The organism is Nocardioides sp. WS12 (assembly GCF_014108865.1).
Lineage (GTDB): Bacteria > Actinomycetota > Actinomycetes > Propionibacteriales > Nocardioidaceae > Nocardioides.
This window is the reverse complement of sequence record NZ_CP053928.1, coordinates 4,779,355-4,795,295: the sequence shown is the minus strand read 5'-3', so window position 1 is coordinate 4,795,295 and position 15,941 is coordinate 4,779,355. Positions and strand designations below refer to the sequence as shown.

General features: G+C 68.2%; 17 protein-coding genes. 7 read left to right on the top strand and 10 right to left on the bottom strand.

Annotation, left to right across the window (positions count from 1 at the left end; genetic code table 11):
- The first annotated feature begins 48 nt into the window (after nucleotides 1-48).
- Entirely contained in the window at nucleotides 49-477 is a 429-nt protein-coding gene (locus tag HRC28_RS23150) for a metalloregulator ArsR/SmtB family transcription factor (protein ID WP_202033157.1), read from the top strand.
- A 4-nt stretch (nucleotides 478-481) separates the two neighbouring features.
- On the opposite strand, the gene HRC28_RS23145 is transcribed toward HRC28_RS23150, so the two are convergent.
- Together HRC28_RS23145 and HRC28_RS23140 are read right to left on the bottom strand one after the other, a co-directional pair.
- Complete coding sequence (locus HRC28_RS23145) at nucleotides 482-1,276, bottom strand: enoyl-CoA hydratase-related protein (RefSeq protein WP_182377709.1); 795 nt, start codon at nucleotides 1,274-1,276, stop codon at nucleotides 482-484.
- Nucleotides 1,277-1,390: 114 nt separating this feature from the next.
- Nucleotides 1,391-1,717: an Lsr2 family protein gene (locus HRC28_RS23140; protein WP_182377708.1), complete on the bottom strand. Its 327-nt coding sequence runs from the start codon at nucleotides 1,715-1,717 to the stop codon at nucleotides 1,391-1,393.
- Between the two features lie 282 nt (nucleotides 1,718-1,999).
- Here HRC28_RS23140 and HRC28_RS23135 point away from each other — a divergent pair, with 282 nt between their 5' ends.
- From HRC28_RS23135 to lipA, 4 genes are read left to right on the top strand one after another with little or no spacing between them, the layout of a single operon-like run.
- Nucleotides 2,000-3,187, top strand: a complete 1,188-nt coding sequence (locus HRC28_RS23135) for a thiolase family protein (RefSeq protein ID WP_182377707.1) — start codon at nucleotides 2,000-2,002, stop codon at nucleotides 3,185-3,187.
- 2 nt (nucleotides 3,188-3,189) lie between these two features.
- Entirely contained in the window at nucleotides 3,190-3,600 is a 411-nt protein-coding gene (locus tag HRC28_RS23130) for an OB-fold domain-containing protein (protein ID WP_182377706.1), read from the top strand.
- Between the two features lie 36 nt (nucleotides 3,601-3,636).
- Nucleotides 3,637-4,611: an acyl-CoA dehydrogenase family protein gene (locus HRC28_RS23125; protein ID WP_182377705.1), complete on the top strand. Its 975-nt coding sequence runs from the start codon at nucleotides 3,637-3,639 to the stop codon at nucleotides 4,609-4,611.
- Between the two features lie 19 nt (nucleotides 4,612-4,630).
- Nucleotides 4,631-5,620, top strand: a complete 990-nt coding sequence (gene lipA / locus HRC28_RS23120; RefSeq protein WP_182377704.1) for a lipoyl synthase — start codon at nucleotides 4,631-4,633, stop codon at nucleotides 5,618-5,620.
- 14 nt (nucleotides 5,621-5,634) lie between these two features.
- Here lipA and HRC28_RS23115 read toward each other — a convergent pair whose 3' ends face one another.
- From HRC28_RS23115 to typA, 3 genes are all read right to left on the bottom strand, one after another.
- Entirely contained in the window at nucleotides 5,635-7,005 is a 1,371-nt protein-coding gene (locus tag HRC28_RS23115) for an MFS transporter (RefSeq protein ID WP_182377703.1), read from the bottom strand.
- A 67-nt stretch (nucleotides 7,006-7,072) separates the two neighbouring features.
- Nucleotides 7,073-9,037, bottom strand: coding sequence for a hypothetical protein (locus HRC28_RS23110; RefSeq protein WP_202033156.1), 1,965 nt, complete (start codon nucleotides 9,035-9,037; stop codon nucleotides 7,073-7,075).
- 217 nt (nucleotides 9,038-9,254) lie between these two features.
- Nucleotides 9,255-11,165, bottom strand: coding sequence for a translational GTPase TypA (gene typA, locus HRC28_RS23105; RefSeq protein WP_182380926.1), 1,911 nt, complete (start codon nucleotides 11,163-11,165; stop codon nucleotides 9,255-9,257).
- Between the two features lie 166 nt (nucleotides 11,166-11,331).
- Here typA and HRC28_RS23100 point away from each other — a divergent pair, with 166 nt between their 5' ends.
- The gene (locus HRC28_RS23100) at nucleotides 11,332-12,021 is read left to right on the top strand and encodes an amino acid racemase (RefSeq protein WP_182377702.1); all 690 of its coding nucleotides are present in this window, start codon (nucleotides 11,332-11,334) and stop codon (nucleotides 12,019-12,021) included.
- Nucleotides 12,022-12,042: 21 nt separating this feature from the next.
- Here HRC28_RS23100 and HRC28_RS23095 read toward each other — a convergent pair whose 3' ends face one another.
- Genes HRC28_RS23095 through HRC28_RS23080 form a run of 4 tightly spaced genes read right to left on the bottom strand, consistent with a single transcriptional unit; the run spans nucleotide 12,043 to nucleotide 13,843 of the window.
- Nucleotides 12,043-12,342 (bottom strand): PqqD family protein, encoded by a 300-nt coding sequence (locus HRC28_RS23095; protein WP_182377701.1) that lies wholly within the window; start codon nucleotides 12,340-12,342, stop codon nucleotides 12,043-12,045.
- Nucleotides 12,326-13,246 (bottom strand): hypothetical protein, encoded by a 921-nt coding sequence (locus HRC28_RS23090; RefSeq protein ID WP_182377700.1) that lies wholly within the window; start codon nucleotides 13,244-13,246, stop codon nucleotides 12,326-12,328. Before HRC28_RS23090 ends, HRC28_RS23095 begins: the two co-directional genes overlap by 17 nt.
- A 1-nt stretch (nucleotide 13,247) precedes the next feature.
- Entirely contained in the window at nucleotides 13,248-13,676 is a 429-nt protein-coding gene (locus HRC28_RS23085) for a lasso peptide biosynthesis B2 protein (protein ID WP_272902687.1), read from the bottom strand.
- A 17-nt stretch (nucleotides 13,677-13,693) separates the two neighbouring features.
- Complete coding sequence (locus HRC28_RS23080) at nucleotides 13,694-13,843, bottom strand: hypothetical protein (protein ID WP_182377699.1); 150 nt, start codon at nucleotides 13,841-13,843, stop codon at nucleotides 13,694-13,696.
- A 167-nt stretch (nucleotides 13,844-14,010) separates the two neighbouring features.
- Between HRC28_RS23080 and HRC28_RS23075 the strand changes: the two genes are divergently transcribed.
- A complete protein-coding gene (locus HRC28_RS23075) occupies nucleotides 14,011-15,183 on the top strand; it encodes a nucleotidyltransferase family protein (RefSeq protein ID WP_182377698.1) in 1,173 nt (390 codons plus the stop codon).
- On the opposite strand, the gene HRC28_RS23070 is transcribed toward HRC28_RS23075, so the two are convergent.
- Nucleotides 15,137-15,889: an SDR family NAD(P)-dependent oxidoreductase gene (locus HRC28_RS23070; protein ID WP_182377697.1), complete on the bottom strand. Its 753-nt coding sequence runs from the start codon at nucleotides 15,887-15,889 to the stop codon at nucleotides 15,137-15,139. The genes HRC28_RS23075 and HRC28_RS23070 overlap by 47 nt on opposite strands.
- Between the last annotated feature and the right edge of the window lie 52 nt (nucleotides 15,890-15,941).

The window sequence follows — 15,941 nt, the reverse complement described above, 5'->3', positions numbered from 1 at the left end:
GATTGAATCAATGCATTATTGAGATGTGCCCAGGGAAGGGACAAGGCCGTGATCGATCCCGATCCTGAAGACCCGCTCTCGAGCCGTGCTTTCAAAGCGCTCGGAGACCCGATCCGGCTCGACATGGTGCGACAGATCGCCGCTGCCGGAGAACTCTCATGGAGCGCTCTCGAGGACGCCTTGAGTGTTTCGAAGCCGACGATCTCCTACCATCTCAAAACGCTGGTGCAAGCCGAGTTGATCATCGCTCGAAAGCGCGGTCGTCACCTCCATTACTCGCTTCGGCAGGAGACGCTGCGCGATCTCGTCGACGGTTTGTGGGAGTTGTCGCCTCAGCCACGGCTCCTGCGCGGGGACCAGATCGACCATTCGAGCGCCAAGCAGGGACGTCGAAGCCAAGCGGCTCGGGAGCGTCGCGTTGCTCGCCCGGAGGTGCCAGCTTCGGAACAGAAGGCAGCGGTCGTCTTCACCTGGTAGGTGGTCAGTGCCCCTGGAAAACAGGGGCGCGATTCGTCCGGACCGCCTCGACGCCTTCGTGCAGGTCGGCCGTGGTCATGGTGACCGGCTGGGCCAGCGCCTCCCACTGGATGGCCGCCTCGAGCCCCGCGGCCGCCTGGCTGAGACCGACCTTGGTCAGACGGAGGGCGATGGGCCCCGCAGAGGCGATCCGGCGGGCGACTTCCAGGGCCTGGGTGAGGACGTCCTCGGTCACGTCGGAGACCAGACCCCAGGCAAGCGCTTCGTCGGCGAAGACCTGCCGACCGGTGTAGAGCATCTCCCGGGCACGCGGCACTCCGATGGCCTCGGGAAGGAGCCAGGTCGCGCCCATCCCGCCGTGGGTGCCGAGGAAGATGAAGGGTGTCGAGAAGTGTGCCTCGGGACTGGAAATCCGGATGTCGCAGGCCAGCGCAAGGCACACCCCGGCGCCGACCACGGGACCGTTGACGGCCGCGATCACAGGGAAGGGCAACTCTCGGGGAGCGAGCCAACTCCGGTAGAACGGCAGCATTCGGTCTCGTAGGCGGTCCGTCGTGACGTCCTCGGCTGCGGTCTGGTCGAGCCAGGACAGATCTGCCCCCGAGCAGAACGAGCTACCCGCGCCCGTGACCACGAGTGCCCGGACCTGCCGGTCGGCTGCGACAGCGTTGATCGCCTGGTCCCAGGCGGTGGTCATGTCGGCCGTCATTGCATTGCGGACGTCGGGACGGTTGAGGGTGATCAGGCGGACGCCCGGAGCGGGCTCCGTCAACACGACTGCCTCGGGAGGGGGCGCCATCGGGGCTGCCTTTCTGGTGGGACGGTCGCTGGCAACGGGGCGTAGGTGGCCGGACGACGAGGCCCCGACGGGGAGATCCCGCCGGGGCCTGTTGCGTGCGACGAACTGCGAGGGCTACTTGCTTTCCCAGGCCGTTCGGATGCTGTCCGGAATGCGGCCGCGAGTCGGGACGTCGAAGCCGTTGTCGGCTGCCCAGGCCCGCAGTTCCGCGGGGGACGGTCCGTCCAGCTTCTTGGCCTTCGTGCCGGCCTTGCGGGTGACCTTGCCGGCAACGTCGATGTAGCGCTGGAGAAGCTTGCGCAACTCGGCCGCGTTCTTCTCGGTCAGGTCGACGCTGTAGTCCTGACCGTCCAAGCCAAACGTCACCGGGCCGCCCTTGCCCTGCTTGATCTCGGTGCCGTCAAGGTCGTCCACGTACAGAGTGATCGTTCTGCTAGCCATGGGCGGTAACCCTTTCCTCTTGGTTGGTGGTAACGCATTGAATCATGCCGGGCAGCTTCAGACTTCTCGCCGCTCGGTGAGGCGGCCCGTCCGGAATCGTGGTTCGTAACGACCAGATTAGCCGCTTGGCCTCAAGAAATCTATTCAAATGTTGCGCCATATCGTGATCTGGATCGCACGCACTTGCGTTAATCGCGGTTATTGCGCGAATATTCGAAATGGCGATATCTTTGATATCGCGATAAACGTGGCGATGGATATTGGTGACAGTGAGGGGATGGCATGGCTCGGCAATTCCGAGAGGCGGTCGTGGCCGGCGTCTACCAGACGAAGCAGGGCGACCTGACCGATCGCAACGCAGCGGACGTCTGGTTCGAGTGCGCCAAGGCGGCGTGTGCGGACGCGGGTATCAGCCTCGCTGACATCGACGGCGTCATCGGCGAAGGTCCCCCGGGTGCCGGGATCCGCGCCAACCTGCCGGGCGCTGCCCTGGGTTTCGACCTGCTGGGCAAGCCACTGCGTTACCACGCGTCGACCTCGATCGGAGCAGCCTCGAGCGCGGCCGGGATCAATCTGGCAGTTCACGCGGTGTCCACCGGACTGGCTGACGCCGTTCTGATCTGCACCGCGGCGGCCGGCATGCCCGAAGGGTATGCGAGCGCGGACCGCGATGAGGCGGTCGCCGCCATGGCGATGCTCAGCGGTCCCTACGAATACGTGTATGGCACGACGCGGGTCTCGGACTACGCCGTCCTGGCCATGCGGCACATGGCGGAGTTCGGCACCACGCCCGAGCAGTTGGCAGAGGTAGCCGTGGCCCAGCGCCACGGCGCGACCTTGCATCCGTTGTCGTTCAACGGCCATCGCGGTGAGATCACCATCGAGGATGTCCTCGGCTCCCGGATGATCGCCGACCCGTTGCACCTCCTCGACTGCTGCGCGATCAATCAGGGAGGCGGAGCCGTGGTGGTCACCACAGCCGATGTCGCCCGGGCCAACGGCCGCCGGGCCATCGGCCTCCTCGGGTACGGCGAAGGGCACAGCCACATCGACCCGAATGTGGCCCCCTCACTGGCCGAGTTCGAAGCAGCCACCCAGGCGGCAGACCGTGCCTTTGACCTCGCTGGCGTCGCGCGTGACGACATCGACGTCACCGGAATCGGTGACCACTTCAGTGTCAACGTCTTGTTCGGCCTCGAGGCAGCGGGCTTCTGCAAGCCGGGCGAGAGCGGCCCGTTCGTCGAGAAGGGTGCCCTCAAGATCGGCGGCAGGCTGCCGACCAACACGTCGGGCGGCTTCCTTTCCTTCAGTCATGCCGGTAGCTGCGGCATCTTCACGATGATCGAAGTGGTCGAGCAGCTTCGGGGGACCGCCGGTCCCCGTCAGGTCGACAACGCCCGTTTCGGATATGTGAGCGGTGTCGGCGGCGCGATGCAGAACAACTTCTCGGCGATTCTCGGTGAGGTGTGAGCATGGACCACTACGACAAGTTCCTCCCGCAGGGTGTCCCGGCCTGGCAGCGCCCGTTCTGGGACTCACTCCGCGAGCACGCCATCAAGGTGCAGAAGTGCGACGGATGTGGCGCGTTCCGCTACGTGCCCAAGGAGATCTGCAACCGATGCCTCGATGACAAGGCGACGTGGACCCCGCTTGCTGGCCACGGCCGGATCTACACCTACACCGTCGTACGTCGTGCCCCGACCAAGGCGTATCAGGAGACCGCGCCGTACGCGTTGGTGCACGTGACCATGGCCGAAGGGTTCCGGATGATCGGTTCACTGCGGATCGAAGATCCGGAATCGATCACGATCGGCCAGATGGTGCGGGTCGGCTACGACGACGTCACCCCGGACTGGACCCTGCTCCAGTTCGAGCCTGTCTGAATCTTCTCAACCACCAACGATGCGGACTATCCGATGATGAACCTCGCCCCGTCGCCTGACCAGACCGAAATCGCCGCCTCGACTGCCGGTTTCCTGGCCAAGGAGCTTCCGATCTCCCGAGTCCGCGAGCTTGCCGCAGATCCGCGGTCGGCCGTCATCGACGAGGAGACCTGGTCACGCTGCGCCGACCTCGGCTGGTTGGCCCTGTCGCTCCCGGAGGAGCAGGGCGGAGTCGGCCTGGGCTTGCCCGAAGAGGTGATGCTGTTCCGGGAACTCGGTCGCGGGCTGGCGCCGGGACCGTTCCGTTCCTCGGTGCTCGGGGCTCGAGTTGCAGCGCTCGCTGGCGAGACTTCGCTCGCTGAGGAGATCGCCAGCGGGAACCGACGCGTGGGCATGGATCTGGGTGGCGTCGCCATCGACGCGCGGCCGGGCGACCTCTTGCTCCGGGTCGAGGAGAACGGCGGCACCCTGTCCGTGGTGGTCGACGCAGAGCCGACGCCTGGAGTCGACCCCTGCACACGGTTCTCCCGCGTGACGACCACCGGGACAGTCGTTCAGATCGAGGGCCCGGCGCTGATGGACCGGGCACGGGTGCTGGCTGCGGCAGAACTGCTCGGGATCATTGAGGCCATCTGTGACATGTCCGCTGCGTACGCCCAGACCCGGACCCAGTTCGGCAAGGCGATCGGCTCCTTCCAGGCGGTCAAGCACCGTTGCGCCGACATGGCGATCGCGTCATACGCCACAGTCGGGCAGGTCTTCCAGGCCGCGCTCCTCGTCGAGGCCGGCGCTCCGGACGCTGCGTTCCACGCGTCGTCCGCCTATGTGCTGGCGGTGAACGGTGCCCGGACCAGCGCTGCCGACAACATCCAGAACCACGGCGGTATCGGGTACACGTGGGAGCACGACGCCCACCTGTACCTGAAGCGTGCGTTCCTGCTGGAGCGCCTCCTCGGCCCACAGCGGAACAGCTACCGGGCCATTCTTGCCCCAGAGCGTCACGAATTCTGAGGCGGGAGGCGACGACACGATGGACCAGCCGTCAGAACTGACTGTTTCCAGCAGCGAGCCTGTTGCCCCACACCAGCGCAAGTTGCTGCGTCTGGAGGTTCGTAATGCGGAGACGCCGATCGAACGCAAACCGTCGTGGATCAAGACGACCGCGCGGATGGGTCCGGAGTACACCGCGCTGCAGAAGCTGGTGAAGTCCGAGGGCCTGCACACGGTCTGCCAGGAAGCTGCGTGCCCCAACATCTTCGAGTGCTGGGAAGACCGCGAGGCCACCTTCCTGATCGGCGGTGAGCAGTGCACCCGGCGCTGCGACTTCTGCCAGATCGACACCGGCAAGCCGTTGCCGCTGGACCGTGACGAGCCGCGTCGGGTCGCGGAGTCGGTGCAGAAGATGCAGCTCAAGTACGCCACCATCACCGGTGTCGCCCGCGACGACCTGCCCGACGGCGGTGCCTGGTTGTACGCCGAGACCGTGCGGATGATCCACGAGCTCAACCCCGGCATCGGTGTGGAGAACCTGATCCCCGACTTCAACGGGATCCCGGAGCTCCTCACCGAGGTCTTCGAGTCCCGCCCCGAGGTGCTGGCCCACAACGTCGAGACGGTGCCGCGGATCTTCAAGCGGATCCGCCCAGCGTTCCGCTACGAGCGCTCCCTCGACGTGATCACCCAGGCCCGCACCTTCGGTCTGGTCACCAAGTCGAACCTGATCCTGGGCATGGGCGAGACCCGCGAAGAGGTTTCGCAGGCGCTGCGCGACCTGCACGAAGCCGGTTGCGAGCTCATCACGATCACCCAGTACCTCCGTCCTTCGCCGCGTCACCACCCCGTGGAGCGGTGGGTCAAGCCGGAGGAGTTCGTCGAGCTCGCGGCCGAGGCCGAGGAGATCGGATTCGCCGGAGTCCTCTCGGGACCGCTGGTCCGTTCGTCGTACCGCGCCGGCCAGCTGTACCGGCAAGCTGTCGATTCCCGTCTGGTGCCCTCTCGGCCTGATGGGCAAGGTCTCTGACCGATCGCCCTCAGCTAGCGCCTCCGGCGCCCCAGCGGTACGACGGCCGCGGCGATCAGGCACACCCCCGCCATCGTGAGCGTGGTGGCCCGGAACGCGGTCTCGTGGCCGCCGTACACCGCGAGCAGGGCGACGCTTGCGGCCGAGCCGACGGCGAAGCCGAGGTAGCGGAGCAACTGGTTGAACGCCATCGCGCTGCCGGTCTCCGACGGGGGGACGTGCGGCACGATCAGCATCGGCAGCGTCGAGAACGTGAAGCCGCTGCCGAGCCCGCCGATCGCCATCGCGACCAGGGCCAGCGCGAAGGTGTCGTGCTCGAGGGTGAGCAGGACGAGCGACGAGGCGAAGATGGTGGAGCCGAGCGGCAGCAACACGTGCGCGCCGTACCGACGGGCGATGCGGAGCGCGACCCGGCTGCCGCCGACGCTCATCAGGGCGTAGGGGACCAGGACCAGCCCGGCGCTCAGCGGCCCCCGATCCAGGCCCCAGCCGTCGCTGCCGTCGTTGCGGACCAGGAGGACGACGACTGTCAGGAGTCCGTACATCGCGAACGCGAGCACGAAGCCGACGAGGTTCGGACCGAGGACACCGGGGCGGGCGGCCAGGCGGAGGTCGACGAGCGGTTGTCCGCCGCAGCGGGTCACCCGGACGGTGCGGGCGATCCAGCCCGAGAGCAGCAGCACGCCGGCGGCGGCCAGCAGCAGGACGGGCGCGGACAACCAGCCCCAGCGCTCGCCCTCACTGACGGCCAGCAGCGTGCAGACCATGCCGACGCCGATCAGGGCGACGCTGGGCAGGTCGACGGCCTGCGGCACCCCCTCGGCGTGCTTCGGGAGGTACTTCAGTGCGAGGCCGAGGCTGATCGCGACGAGCACCGCACCGAACCCGTAGGCGCCGCTGATGCCGGCGTACTCGGCGAGGAAGCCGGTGAGGGGATAGCCCAGGCCGGCGCCGGCCACCGTGGCGATCGACAGCAACGAGAGCCGCGACGCCAGTCGGTCACCGGACCAGACGTCGCGCGCGACGGCCATGGTCAGCGGTGACAGCGCCAGGCCCACGCCCTGCAGGGCACGACCGGCGATCAGCGGACCGATCCCCAGCGGTACGGCGGACAGGATCGTGCCGACGAGGACGACGCCCAGCGCACCGAGGATCACGGGCCGGCGCAGCCGCCCGCTGCCCCAGCGCCCGAGTGCCGGGGTGGCGGCCGCCGCAGTGATCAGGGTGGCGGTCAGGATCCACTGAGCGGTGCTGATCGGGACGTCGTACCGACCGGCGATGCTGGGGACCAGTGGCGCGCCCAGGCTGCTGACGATTGCGGTGACGGTGGTGACGGCGGCGAGCGTCGCGAAGAGCCAGCGGTCCTGGCTCCGGGCAGTCGTCACCCGACCAGTCTCGTGGGTACTGGTCGGGTGACGATGTTCAGGCCCGGACTTCGGGCGGTATCAGGCCTCAGTCACTCGAGACCGGGTCCCCGTCGTCGACGGTCAGCGACGAGGTCTCCTCACAACTGGCGGCGATGTCGCGCTGGGCCGGGTTGTCACTGTCGTAACTCACCTGCCACGAGTAGTCACCGGCGGCAAAGGCTTCTGTGTTCGACGTACTCACGGTCACGCCGCTCTGGTCACCAGCGACATCGACCTTTTCGGTGTACGCCACGGCGCCTGTGCAGTCCGACGTGGCGTACAGGTTGAAGGTCACTTCACCGTCCAGGTCGTCGCCAGCCGTTGCGGACACGGTCGCCGAGTCGTTCGGTACCCAACTCTGGGCGGTCTCGATCGTCGACGGGACATCGGTGACCTCGACCATTTCGTCGTCCACGGAACAGTCCGTGTTGTGGTCGGCGGCATTGGTGTTGGGTGCATTGCCGCTGTACGAAGCGACCCAGTGGTACAGGCCGACCGATTCCGGCTCGAAGTCGGGCGTCGAGTAGTCGCCATCGCCGTCCACATCGACCGACGTCGTGTAGACGGGGTCACCCTGACCGCACCCGGTGTCGCTGGGCCCGTAGAGATCGAAGGTGATGGTGCCGCCCGCGTCCGCTGCGCCCACCGGCACCGTGGTGCTGACCCCGTCGCCGACCGGCTGGGTTGCCGTTCCGGACAACGTCGCGGTGTCACTGACGGTGCCACCCGCGGTGGTGTCCTCGCTGGCCACGGTGCTCAGGTCCGGGGTGACTGCGGAGACCTCGAAACACTCTCCCGGCTCGTCATTCTCGGAGACCGCAGGAATGCCGTTCCCGGAGTCGCCGCTCCAGGTGGCACGCCAGCAGTAGGTGCCGGCTGCGGTGATGTAAGCCGTCGGCGAGGTGACGTTGACGGGGAAGGCGTTGCCGGTGAGGTTGGTCGAACCGATGGCTTCACCTTCTCCGGCGCCACAGGTCGCTCCATGGTCGTCCGCGTTGCAGAGCCAGTACGAAACCGACCCGGTCGGTGATGCGTTGCCGCCGGTCAGGCCCACGGTCGCGATGTCCTTGACCTGGACCACGCCGTCTCCGATCGAGACGGTGCCCTCGTCGAGCGCCGTGCCGCTGCCGTCCGCAGGCGTCGTGGTGAGCGTGGGCGTGCAACTACTGAGCGGGTCGATCTTCTTGAGGATCGTGTCCTTGTAGTCGGCCGTGTCGGAGTTGCCGGTCACGGTGCTCGGGATGACGTTGGCGAAGGTCGTGCAGGACTGGCCGTCGGTCAGTCCTGCCGCTGTGAGGTTGATGGCCGCTTCACCGCGGGTCTTGTCCGCGCTGTAGAGACCGGCTGCCTGGGCGGGCGGCAGGCCCACGGGCGCGCTGAGGACCAGCGGCGCGTTGGCGTTCGCCTGCGTCCAGGTCCGCTTCGAGAGCACCGCGCTGCTGCCGCTCTGGTCCCACAGGATCAGGAAGTCGCCGGCGCTGCGGCCGACCTGGACGTTGCCCGCCTCGGTGCCTGTCTTCCACGGATTGCAGGTGGCAATGGCATACGACGTGGCGCACCCGGACGGCAGTCCGTTCTTCATGAACTCGAAGGCAATGAAGCCGCTGCCGGTGTTGGAGTCGCGCTCCCACGCGAAGTAGAGGAAGTCGGCGTTGCCCTGGCGCTTGAGGTTGAGCCACGCCTGCTTCAGGTCGACCTGCGCGTTGGGGTTCGTGAGTTCGAGCATGGGCGGGTTTGCGGTGTGGATCACGGTGATCTTGGTGGGGCTGCCGTTCTTCGGGCCGATCTCCTTGACGTTGCCGGAGTCGTCAGGGAGGTTCTGCGCAGCATCTGACCCGGGAACGATCCCGTCGATGTCGTACGGGCCGAAGGCGGCGGCGTCGGCTCCGGAGCTGACGAGGGTGGTGGCGGCGACGACGGCCAGACAGGCGAAGAAGGCGCCGGAACGGCGAGCGATGCGCCGCCGGAGCGGCCGCGGAAGAGCGCGGGAAGATCGGGAGGCTGAAGGCATTGGGAGCATCCTCAAGGTGGGCGTGCACGGCTGGATGTCGCTGCACCCAACTCCCGGAAAATGCTCCCCAGAAGCAAAGCCGTATGCGGCCGGTCCCACCGCCCATCACACAACGGGTCTCCAAGAACAGCAATGGCACGTCGTAGTCACGTGGCGTGACTAGGACGTGCCATGGTCCAGACCGGGCTGAGCCCGGCCTGTGGTGCTGCTCAGTGCCTTACTTGGAGGCCTTCTTCGCGCGGCTCGTGATCTTCGCGCGCTCGTTGGCGTCGAGGATGATCTTGCGGATCCGCACCGTCTCCGGGGTGATCTCCACGCACTCGTCCTCGCGGCAGAACTCGAGGCTCTGCTCGAGCGACAGCTTCTTCGCTGGGATGAGCTTCTCGAAGTTGTCGGAGGTGGCGGACCGGATGTTGGTCTGCTGCTTCTCCTTGGTGATGTTGACGTCCATGTCGTCGGCGCGGGAGTTCTCGCCGACGATCATGCCCTCGTAGACCTCGGTGGCGGGCTCGAGGAACATCACGCCGCGCTCCTGGAGCGAGGTCATGGCGTACGCCGTCGTGGCGCCCGAGCGGTCCGCGACGAGCGAGCCGGAGGCGCGCGAGCGGATGTCGCCGGCCCACGGGAAGTAGCCCTCCGAGATGTGGTGGGCGATACCGGTGCCGCGGGTCTCGGTGAGGAAGTCGGTCCGGAAACCGATCAGGCCTCGGGCCGGGACGACGAACTCCATGCGCACCCAGCCGGTGCCGTGGTTGGTCATGCCCTCCATGCGGCCCTTACGGGCGGCGAGGAGTTCGGTGATCGTGCCGAGGAACTCCTCGGGCGCGTCGATCGTGAGGCGCTCGAACGGCTCGTGGACCTTGCCGTCGACCTCCTTGGTGACGACCTGCGGCTTGCCGACGGTGAGTTCGTAGCCCTCACGACGCATCTGCTCGACGAGGATGGCCAGCGCCAGCTCGCCGCGGCCCTGCACCTCCCACGCGTCGGGACGCTCGGTCGGGAGGACGCGGAGCGACACGTTGCCGATGAGCTCCTGGTCCAGGCGGTCCTTGACCAGACGGGCGGTGACCTTGTGTCCCTTGACCTTGCCCACGAGCGGGCTGGTGTTGGTGCCGATGGTCATCGAGATCGCGGGCTCGTCGACGTGGATCAGCGGCAGGGCGATCGGGTTCTCCGCGTCGGCGAGGGTCTCGCCGATGGTGATCTCCGGGATGCCGGCGACAGCGACGATGTCGCCGGGGCCGGCCTGCTCGCCGGGCTTGCGCTCGAGACCCTCGGTGACGAGCAGCTCGGTGATCTTGACGTTCTTGACCGTGCCGTCGCGCTTCATCCAGGCAACGGTCTGGCCCTTCTTCAGGGTGCCCTGCTGGATCCGCAGCAACGCGAGGCGACCCAGGAAGGGGGAGGCGTCGAGGTTGGTGACGTGCGCCTGCAGGGGTGCGCCCTCGTCGTACACGGGGGCGGGGATGTTCTCGAGGATGGTGCGGAACAGCGGCTCGAGGTCGGTGCCCTCGGGGAGGGTGCCGTTCTCGGGCTTGGTCAGCGACGCGATCCCGGCCCGGCCGGAGGCGAACACGACGGGGAAGTCGAGGGCGTCGTGGCTGTGGGTGTCGTCGAGCAGGTCCATGAAGAGCTCGTACGTCTCATCCACGACCTCGTCGATGCGCGCGTCGCCACGGTCGGTCTTGTTGACGACCAGGATCACGGGCATGTTGGCGTTGAGTGCCTTGCGCAGCACGAAGCGGGTCTGCGGGAGCGGGCCCTCGGACGCGTCGACCAGGAGCACGATGCCGTCGACCATGGACAGGCCGCGCTCGACCTCGCCACCGAAGTCGGCGTGACCCGGGGTGTCGATGATGTTGATGACCATGTCGCCGTTGGCCATCTCCTGAGCGGAGGGGCCGCGGTAGTGAACGGCGGTGTTCTTCGCGAGGATCGTGATGCCCTTCTCGCGCTCGAGGTCACCGGAGTCCATGACGCGCTCGGCCACGGACTCGGCCTGGTGCGCCGTGAAGGCACCGGCCTGGCGCAGCATCGCGTCAACAAGCGTGGTCTTGCCGTGGTCGACGTGCGCGACAATGGCTACGTTGCGCAGGTCGTGGCGGAGGGATCGTCCATCCTCGGACATGGTCTGGGACATGGGAGTACGGCGTCGCTCTCGTCGAAGGTCTTCGGGGCGGTCAGGACACGCGCTCGCGCGCGGTGACCGCCTGCAAGCCTAACGGCGGGAAAGCATCCTGCTCACATCGTCGACGCCCCGGCCGCGTGTGATCTGACACCCCTAGACTCTGGCCATGCAGACCATCGGGCTCGTCGGCGGCATGTCCTGGGAAAGCAGCGCGGCGTACTACGAGGCGCTCAACCGCGGCGTTGAGCAGCGCCTGGGCGGCTTCCATTCGGCGCGTACGGCGATGACGTCGGTCGATTTTGCCGAAGTCACCACGCTCCAGGAGGCGGAGGACTGGGACGGCGTTGCCGCCATCCTGCGCGACGCAGCCATCTCGGTCGAGCGCGCTGGCGCCGACTTCCTGCTGTTGTGTACGACGACCTTCCACCGCGTTGCCGAACAGGTCCAGGAAGCGGTGTCGATCCCGCTGCTGCACCTGGGCGACGTCGTCGCGGAGGCGTGCAAGGAGCAGGGGGTCGAGAGCGTCGCGCTGCTGGGCACGAAGTTCGCGATGTCCCGGACCTTCTTCACCGACCGGATCGCCAGCCACGGGCTCGGCGTCCTGGTGCCCGAGCCGGCCCACCACGACGAGCTCAACCGGATCATCTATGACGAGCTGGTGCACGGGAAGGTCATCGACGACTCGCGTCGGTCCGTGGTCAACCTGATCAGCGAGTTGTGGGACGCCGGCGCGGGTGGCGTGATCCTCGGTTGCTCCGAGCTGGAGCTGCTGGTGCGCCAGGCCGACTCCGAGCTGCCCGTCTTCGGCTGCACCTCGCTGCACGTCGCGGCGGCCCTGGACCGCGCCCTCGCCTGAGGCTGGCTGATCGACGGCTGATCAGCCCGCCGCCTGCACCATGCCCTTGGTGCGGAGCTGGTCGATGAAGGCCGCGACATCGCCGCGGCACGCCTCGGCGCTGACGTCGTACTCCTCGGCGACGAGTGCGGCCAGTTCGGCGACGTCGTGCGGCTCGGCGAGGTGGCGCCACAGGGCAGCGGCGACGCCCTTCACGGCGTAGTACTCGCCCTGCTCGACGCCCATCATCACGAACTCGGCGTCCATCTCGACGGCGTGCAGGGCGGGGTCGCGGACCCAGCGGCTCTCTGTGGTCTCCGTGGTCTCAGCGGCTCGTCGCATGGTGATCCTTCTTCGTCTGGGACTGGGTGATGTCGGCGAGGATCGCGTCGGCCGATGCGACGACGGAGTCCTCGCCGCGGGGGCGATCGAGGCGGGCGGGCCGGACGGTCGCCACGAGCGCTGCGCTGCGGGCCAGGTGGGTCTGGCGGTGGGCGCCCACCAGGATCTCCTTGCGGTAGCTGTGCTCGTGCAGGCTGGTGAAGATCGCCGCACCGGCGAGGGGAGTGATCGTCAACAGGCCCCTGTGCTTGTCGAGCACGTAGATCCAGCGCACGGGTAGTGGGCCGAGTGGCGGTCGGTCGATGGGCACGTGGAACTTCGCGTGCGACCCGCGGATCCGGTCGTAGCTGCTCGAGTCGATGCCCAGCCGGTCGAGGGCGTCCTGCCACAGCTTGAGGCGTGGCCAGCCGGGCAGGGCACAGCCGTGCGCATCGATGGGGACGACGTCGTCGCTGAGGATGTCGTGGCCGCGCCGGTGCATCTCGGCGGCCAGCGTGGACTTGCCGGCGCCGGAGTGGCCCACCACGACCGCACACGCATCGCCGACGCGGAAGGCGTTGCCGTGGAGCACGAGGTGGCCGCGCTGCACCATGAGGGCGCCGAGCGCCGTGCCGAGCAGGAAGAGCTTGAGCACGCCGGGCTCGACGGCGACCACGGGTTCCACGACGATCCGGGAGCCGCCCTCGCAGACGTAGCGGCCGACGTCGGGGACGTCGACGCCGATCCGGTCGCCGTCGACCCACAGGCCGAGGGGGAGCAGTGTGGCGGTGGCCGAGGGACCGGCTGCCGCGCCGAGCACGATCTCGATGTCGGCAGGACCGGGTGTCGTGATCTCTGCGCCCAGCTCGGGGAGCGCGACCTCGCTCGCCAGCCGCAGGCCGTAGGCGGAGTACAGGGTGGTCATGTCAGCGTCCGCGCGGGGACCAGGCGAAGCTGCCGACGCCGACCCAGGACTGGCCGGTGCCGCCGGCCACGGAGACGCGACCGGCGCTGACCCAGGCGTGGGCCTTCAAGGTGCCGGCGTCGTCACGGCGTACGCCGAAGGTCACGGCATGAGGGACGCGGGCCAGGCGCAGGAGGGCGCGCGCGGTGAGGGCCTGCGGATAGCAGTCCGATCGCCAGGGGGTCCGTTGGGCGGCGGTTCGCACGGCCCAGCCGATCTGCCGGGCGCGGTTCTCGTCGCGCCTGTCAGCAGGTGGGGGGACCGGCCCCGAGGCCGGGTTCGCTCCGTTCGGTGACCGATGCTCGCCCAACAGGTGTCTGATCGCCCGAAAGGGCAGCACCACGGTGAGCAGGCGGGTGAGCCCCAGCAGGGTCCACGCCGCCGCAAGCAGCAGTCCGGAGCGGGGTTTCAGCTGCCGAGCCCGAGCCCGAGGTCAACATCCAGGTCGACTTCGGCGACGGGGTCGACGTCGAGATCGACTTCGATGTCACCGTCGATCTCGTGCGTGGCGTTGAGGCTGAGCGCCTCGAGCACCGGCGTTTCGTAAGCAAGCTTCATGTTGGAGCTCCTTCGGTCGTGACGGAGGGAGGGAGATCCCCGTCAGGCGTTGAACGGAACTGTGGCCCCTGAGGACACGCCTTCGTGGGCGGTTTTGCCTATTTTTTACCTGCCCGGAACTTTCATTCCGCAGGTGAGGGCCTCCGCCGGGTGTCACGCTCGGCGTCGTGAAGGCCGCTCCCGCCGCTCTCGACGTCCTCCGGACGCTCCTGAAGAGCGCGCTGGGAGCCGAGGAAGGGGTGCCGGCGGCGCCGGTTCCGCTCGGCGACGTGGCGCGCCGAGACCTGCTCGAAGTGATCGGCCGGCACCGGGTCTCCGACGTGCTGCGGACGCACGCCGATGCGCTCGGGCTGCCGCACGAGATCACGTCCGTCATGGGCATCTGGCGCCAGCGCAACCAGAAGCGCCTGATGCTCCAGACCTTCGAGACGGTGCGTGCGGTCAAGCTCCTCAACGAGCGCGGCATCGACGTGCTCGTCTTCAAGGGCCAGGCCCTCGCCGTCCAGACGACGGGGCAGTACGACGCCCGCGGACCCGGTGACATCGACCTGCTCATCGCACCGGAGAAGGTCGTCGATGCCCACCGCACGCTGAAGGCCGCGGGCTGGTCCCTGCACGAATGCGGGCAGATCGAACCCGAGATGTGGGCCTGGGGCCACGTGAACAGGTGGGGCAGCGCGCTGACCTATCTCGGTGCCGGCGGCGACGTCGACCTGCACTGGCGTTTCGAGTCGATGCGCGGCGCCCACCCCGAGTTCGCCGAACTGTGGCCGCGCCGCGAACTGGTCGTGATCGGCGGCACCGAGCACGCGACGCTGAGCACCCGTGACGCCTTCCATCACCTCGCCGGGCACCGCGAGGGCTGGATCTGGGCGCGCACCCTGATCGACCTGCGACGGCTGTCCCGCGACCCGGCCGTGTTCGACGGCGACCTGTCAGCGACCGCTGCGGTCTCCCTGGCGGTGGCCCGCGAGGTCGTGGGCCTGTCGGCCGCCGTACCGAGCGAGATCCATGCCCGGCTCGACCGGGTCCCCGACGCCCACCTCGAGCGCGCCCGTCGCCATCACGGCCTTGGCGTGCGGGCGACGTACGGCGGCGGGGCGGGCAGCGCGATCGCGTTCCGCAACAACTTCACGTCGAGCCGGTCACCGGCCGACCTCAGTCAGGCCGCGATGATCCTGGTCCTCCCGGCGCATGCCGCCCTGGTGGTCCGCTCCCGGACGGCCTGGACGGGCATTCCGGTCGCCCTGGCGTTGCGCGTCCGCAACCTGGTGCGGGGCGCGCTGGCTCGGGTCAGACGCGATGCACCTTGTGCGGAGCTGCCTGAGCTCGTGGCTTGATGACCATCTCGTCGATGTTGACGTGCGGCGGACGGGTGGCGACCCAGGTGATCGCGTCAGCGATGTCGTCGGCGACGAGCGGCTCGGCCACTCCGGCGTAGACCGCGTCGGCCTTCGCCTGGTCGCCGTCGAACCGCACCAGCGCGAACTCGTCGGTCCGCACCATCCCCGGCGCGACCTCGCACACCCGCACCGGCTGGGCGACCAGTTCCAGGCGCAGGGTCTCGGTGACGACCTTGGTGCCGTGCTTCGCGGCGGTGTAGCCGGCGCCGCCCTCGTAGGCGACGCGACCGGCGATCGAGCCCACGTTGATGATCGTGCCCGCACCGTTGGCGACTCCACTGGCGATCAGCGCGGGGAGCAGCGCGCGGGTGACCTGCATCAGGCCGACCACGTTGACGTCGTACATCCGGCGCCACTGGTCGGCATCGCCCTCGGCCACCGGCGAGGACCCGAAGGCACCACCTGCGTTGTTCACGAGTACGTCGACCCGGGGGCCCACCGCGGCCGCCAGCGCCGCTACGGAGTCGGCGTCGGTGACGTCGCAGACGACGGCGCGCCCGCCGATCTCGGCTGCGAGCGCCTCGATCCGGTCGGTCCGGCGTGCGGCGCAGATGACCTCGAAGCCGGCGCTCGCGAGGTGCCGCGCGGTGGCGGCGCCGATCCCGCTGGAGGCTCCGGTCACGACGGCAATCGGTCTGCTCATGAACGCCATTCTTGTCGGTCGGGAATGCCGGGCACACTGGGAGGGTTGACCA

What these genes read in the sequence shown, in the direction of transcription:
- HRC28_RS23145 (WP_182377709.1), bottom strand. Translation starts at nt 1,276, where the DNA reads ATGGCGCCCCCTCCCGAGGCAGTCGTGTTGACGGAGCCCGCTCCGGGC.
- HRC28_RS23140 (WP_182377708.1), bottom strand. Translation starts at nt 1,717, where the DNA reads ATGGCTAGCAGAACGATCACTCTGTACGTGGACGACCTTGACGGCACC.
- HRC28_RS23135 (WP_182377707.1), top strand. Translation starts at nt 2,000, where the DNA reads ATGGCTCGGCAATTCCGAGAGGCGGTCGTGGCCGGCGTCTACCAGACG.
- HRC28_RS23130 (WP_182377706.1), top strand. Translation starts at nt 3,190, where the DNA reads ATGGACCACTACGACAAGTTCCTCCCGCAGGGTGTCCCGGCCTGGCAG.
- HRC28_RS23125 (WP_182377705.1), top strand. Translation starts at nt 3,637, where the DNA reads ATGAACCTCGCCCCGTCGCCTGACCAGACCGAAATCGCCGCCTCGACT.
- lipA (WP_182377704.1), top strand. Translation starts at nt 4,631, where the DNA reads ATGGACCAGCCGTCAGAACTGACTGTTTCCAGCAGCGAGCCTGTTGCC.
- HRC28_RS23110 (WP_202033156.1), bottom strand. Translation starts at nt 9,037, where the DNA reads ATGCCTTCAGCCTCCCGATCTTCCCGCGCTCTTCCGCGGCCGCTCCGG.
- typA (WP_182380926.1), bottom strand. Translation starts at nt 11,165, where the DNA reads ATGTCCGAGGATGGACGATCCCTCCGCCACGACCTGCGCAACGTAGCC.
- HRC28_RS23100 (WP_182377702.1), top strand. Translation starts at nt 11,332, where the DNA reads ATGCAGACCATCGGGCTCGTCGGCGGCATGTCCTGGGAAAGCAGCGCG.
- HRC28_RS23095 (WP_182377701.1), bottom strand. Translation starts at nt 12,342, where the DNA reads ATGCGACGAGCCGCTGAGACCACGGAGACCACAGAGAGCCGCTGGGTC.
- HRC28_RS23090 (WP_182377700.1), bottom strand. Translation starts at nt 13,246, where the DNA reads ATGACCACCCTGTACTCCGCCTACGGCCTGCGGCTGGCGAGCGAGGTC.
- HRC28_RS23080 (WP_182377699.1), bottom strand. Translation starts at nt 13,843, where the DNA reads ATGAAGCTTGCTTACGAAACGCCGGTGCTCGAGGCGCTCAGCCTCAAC.
- HRC28_RS23070 (WP_182377697.1), bottom strand. Translation starts at nt 15,889, where the DNA reads ATGAGCAGACCGATTGCCGTCGTGACCGGAGCCTCCAGCGGGATCGGC.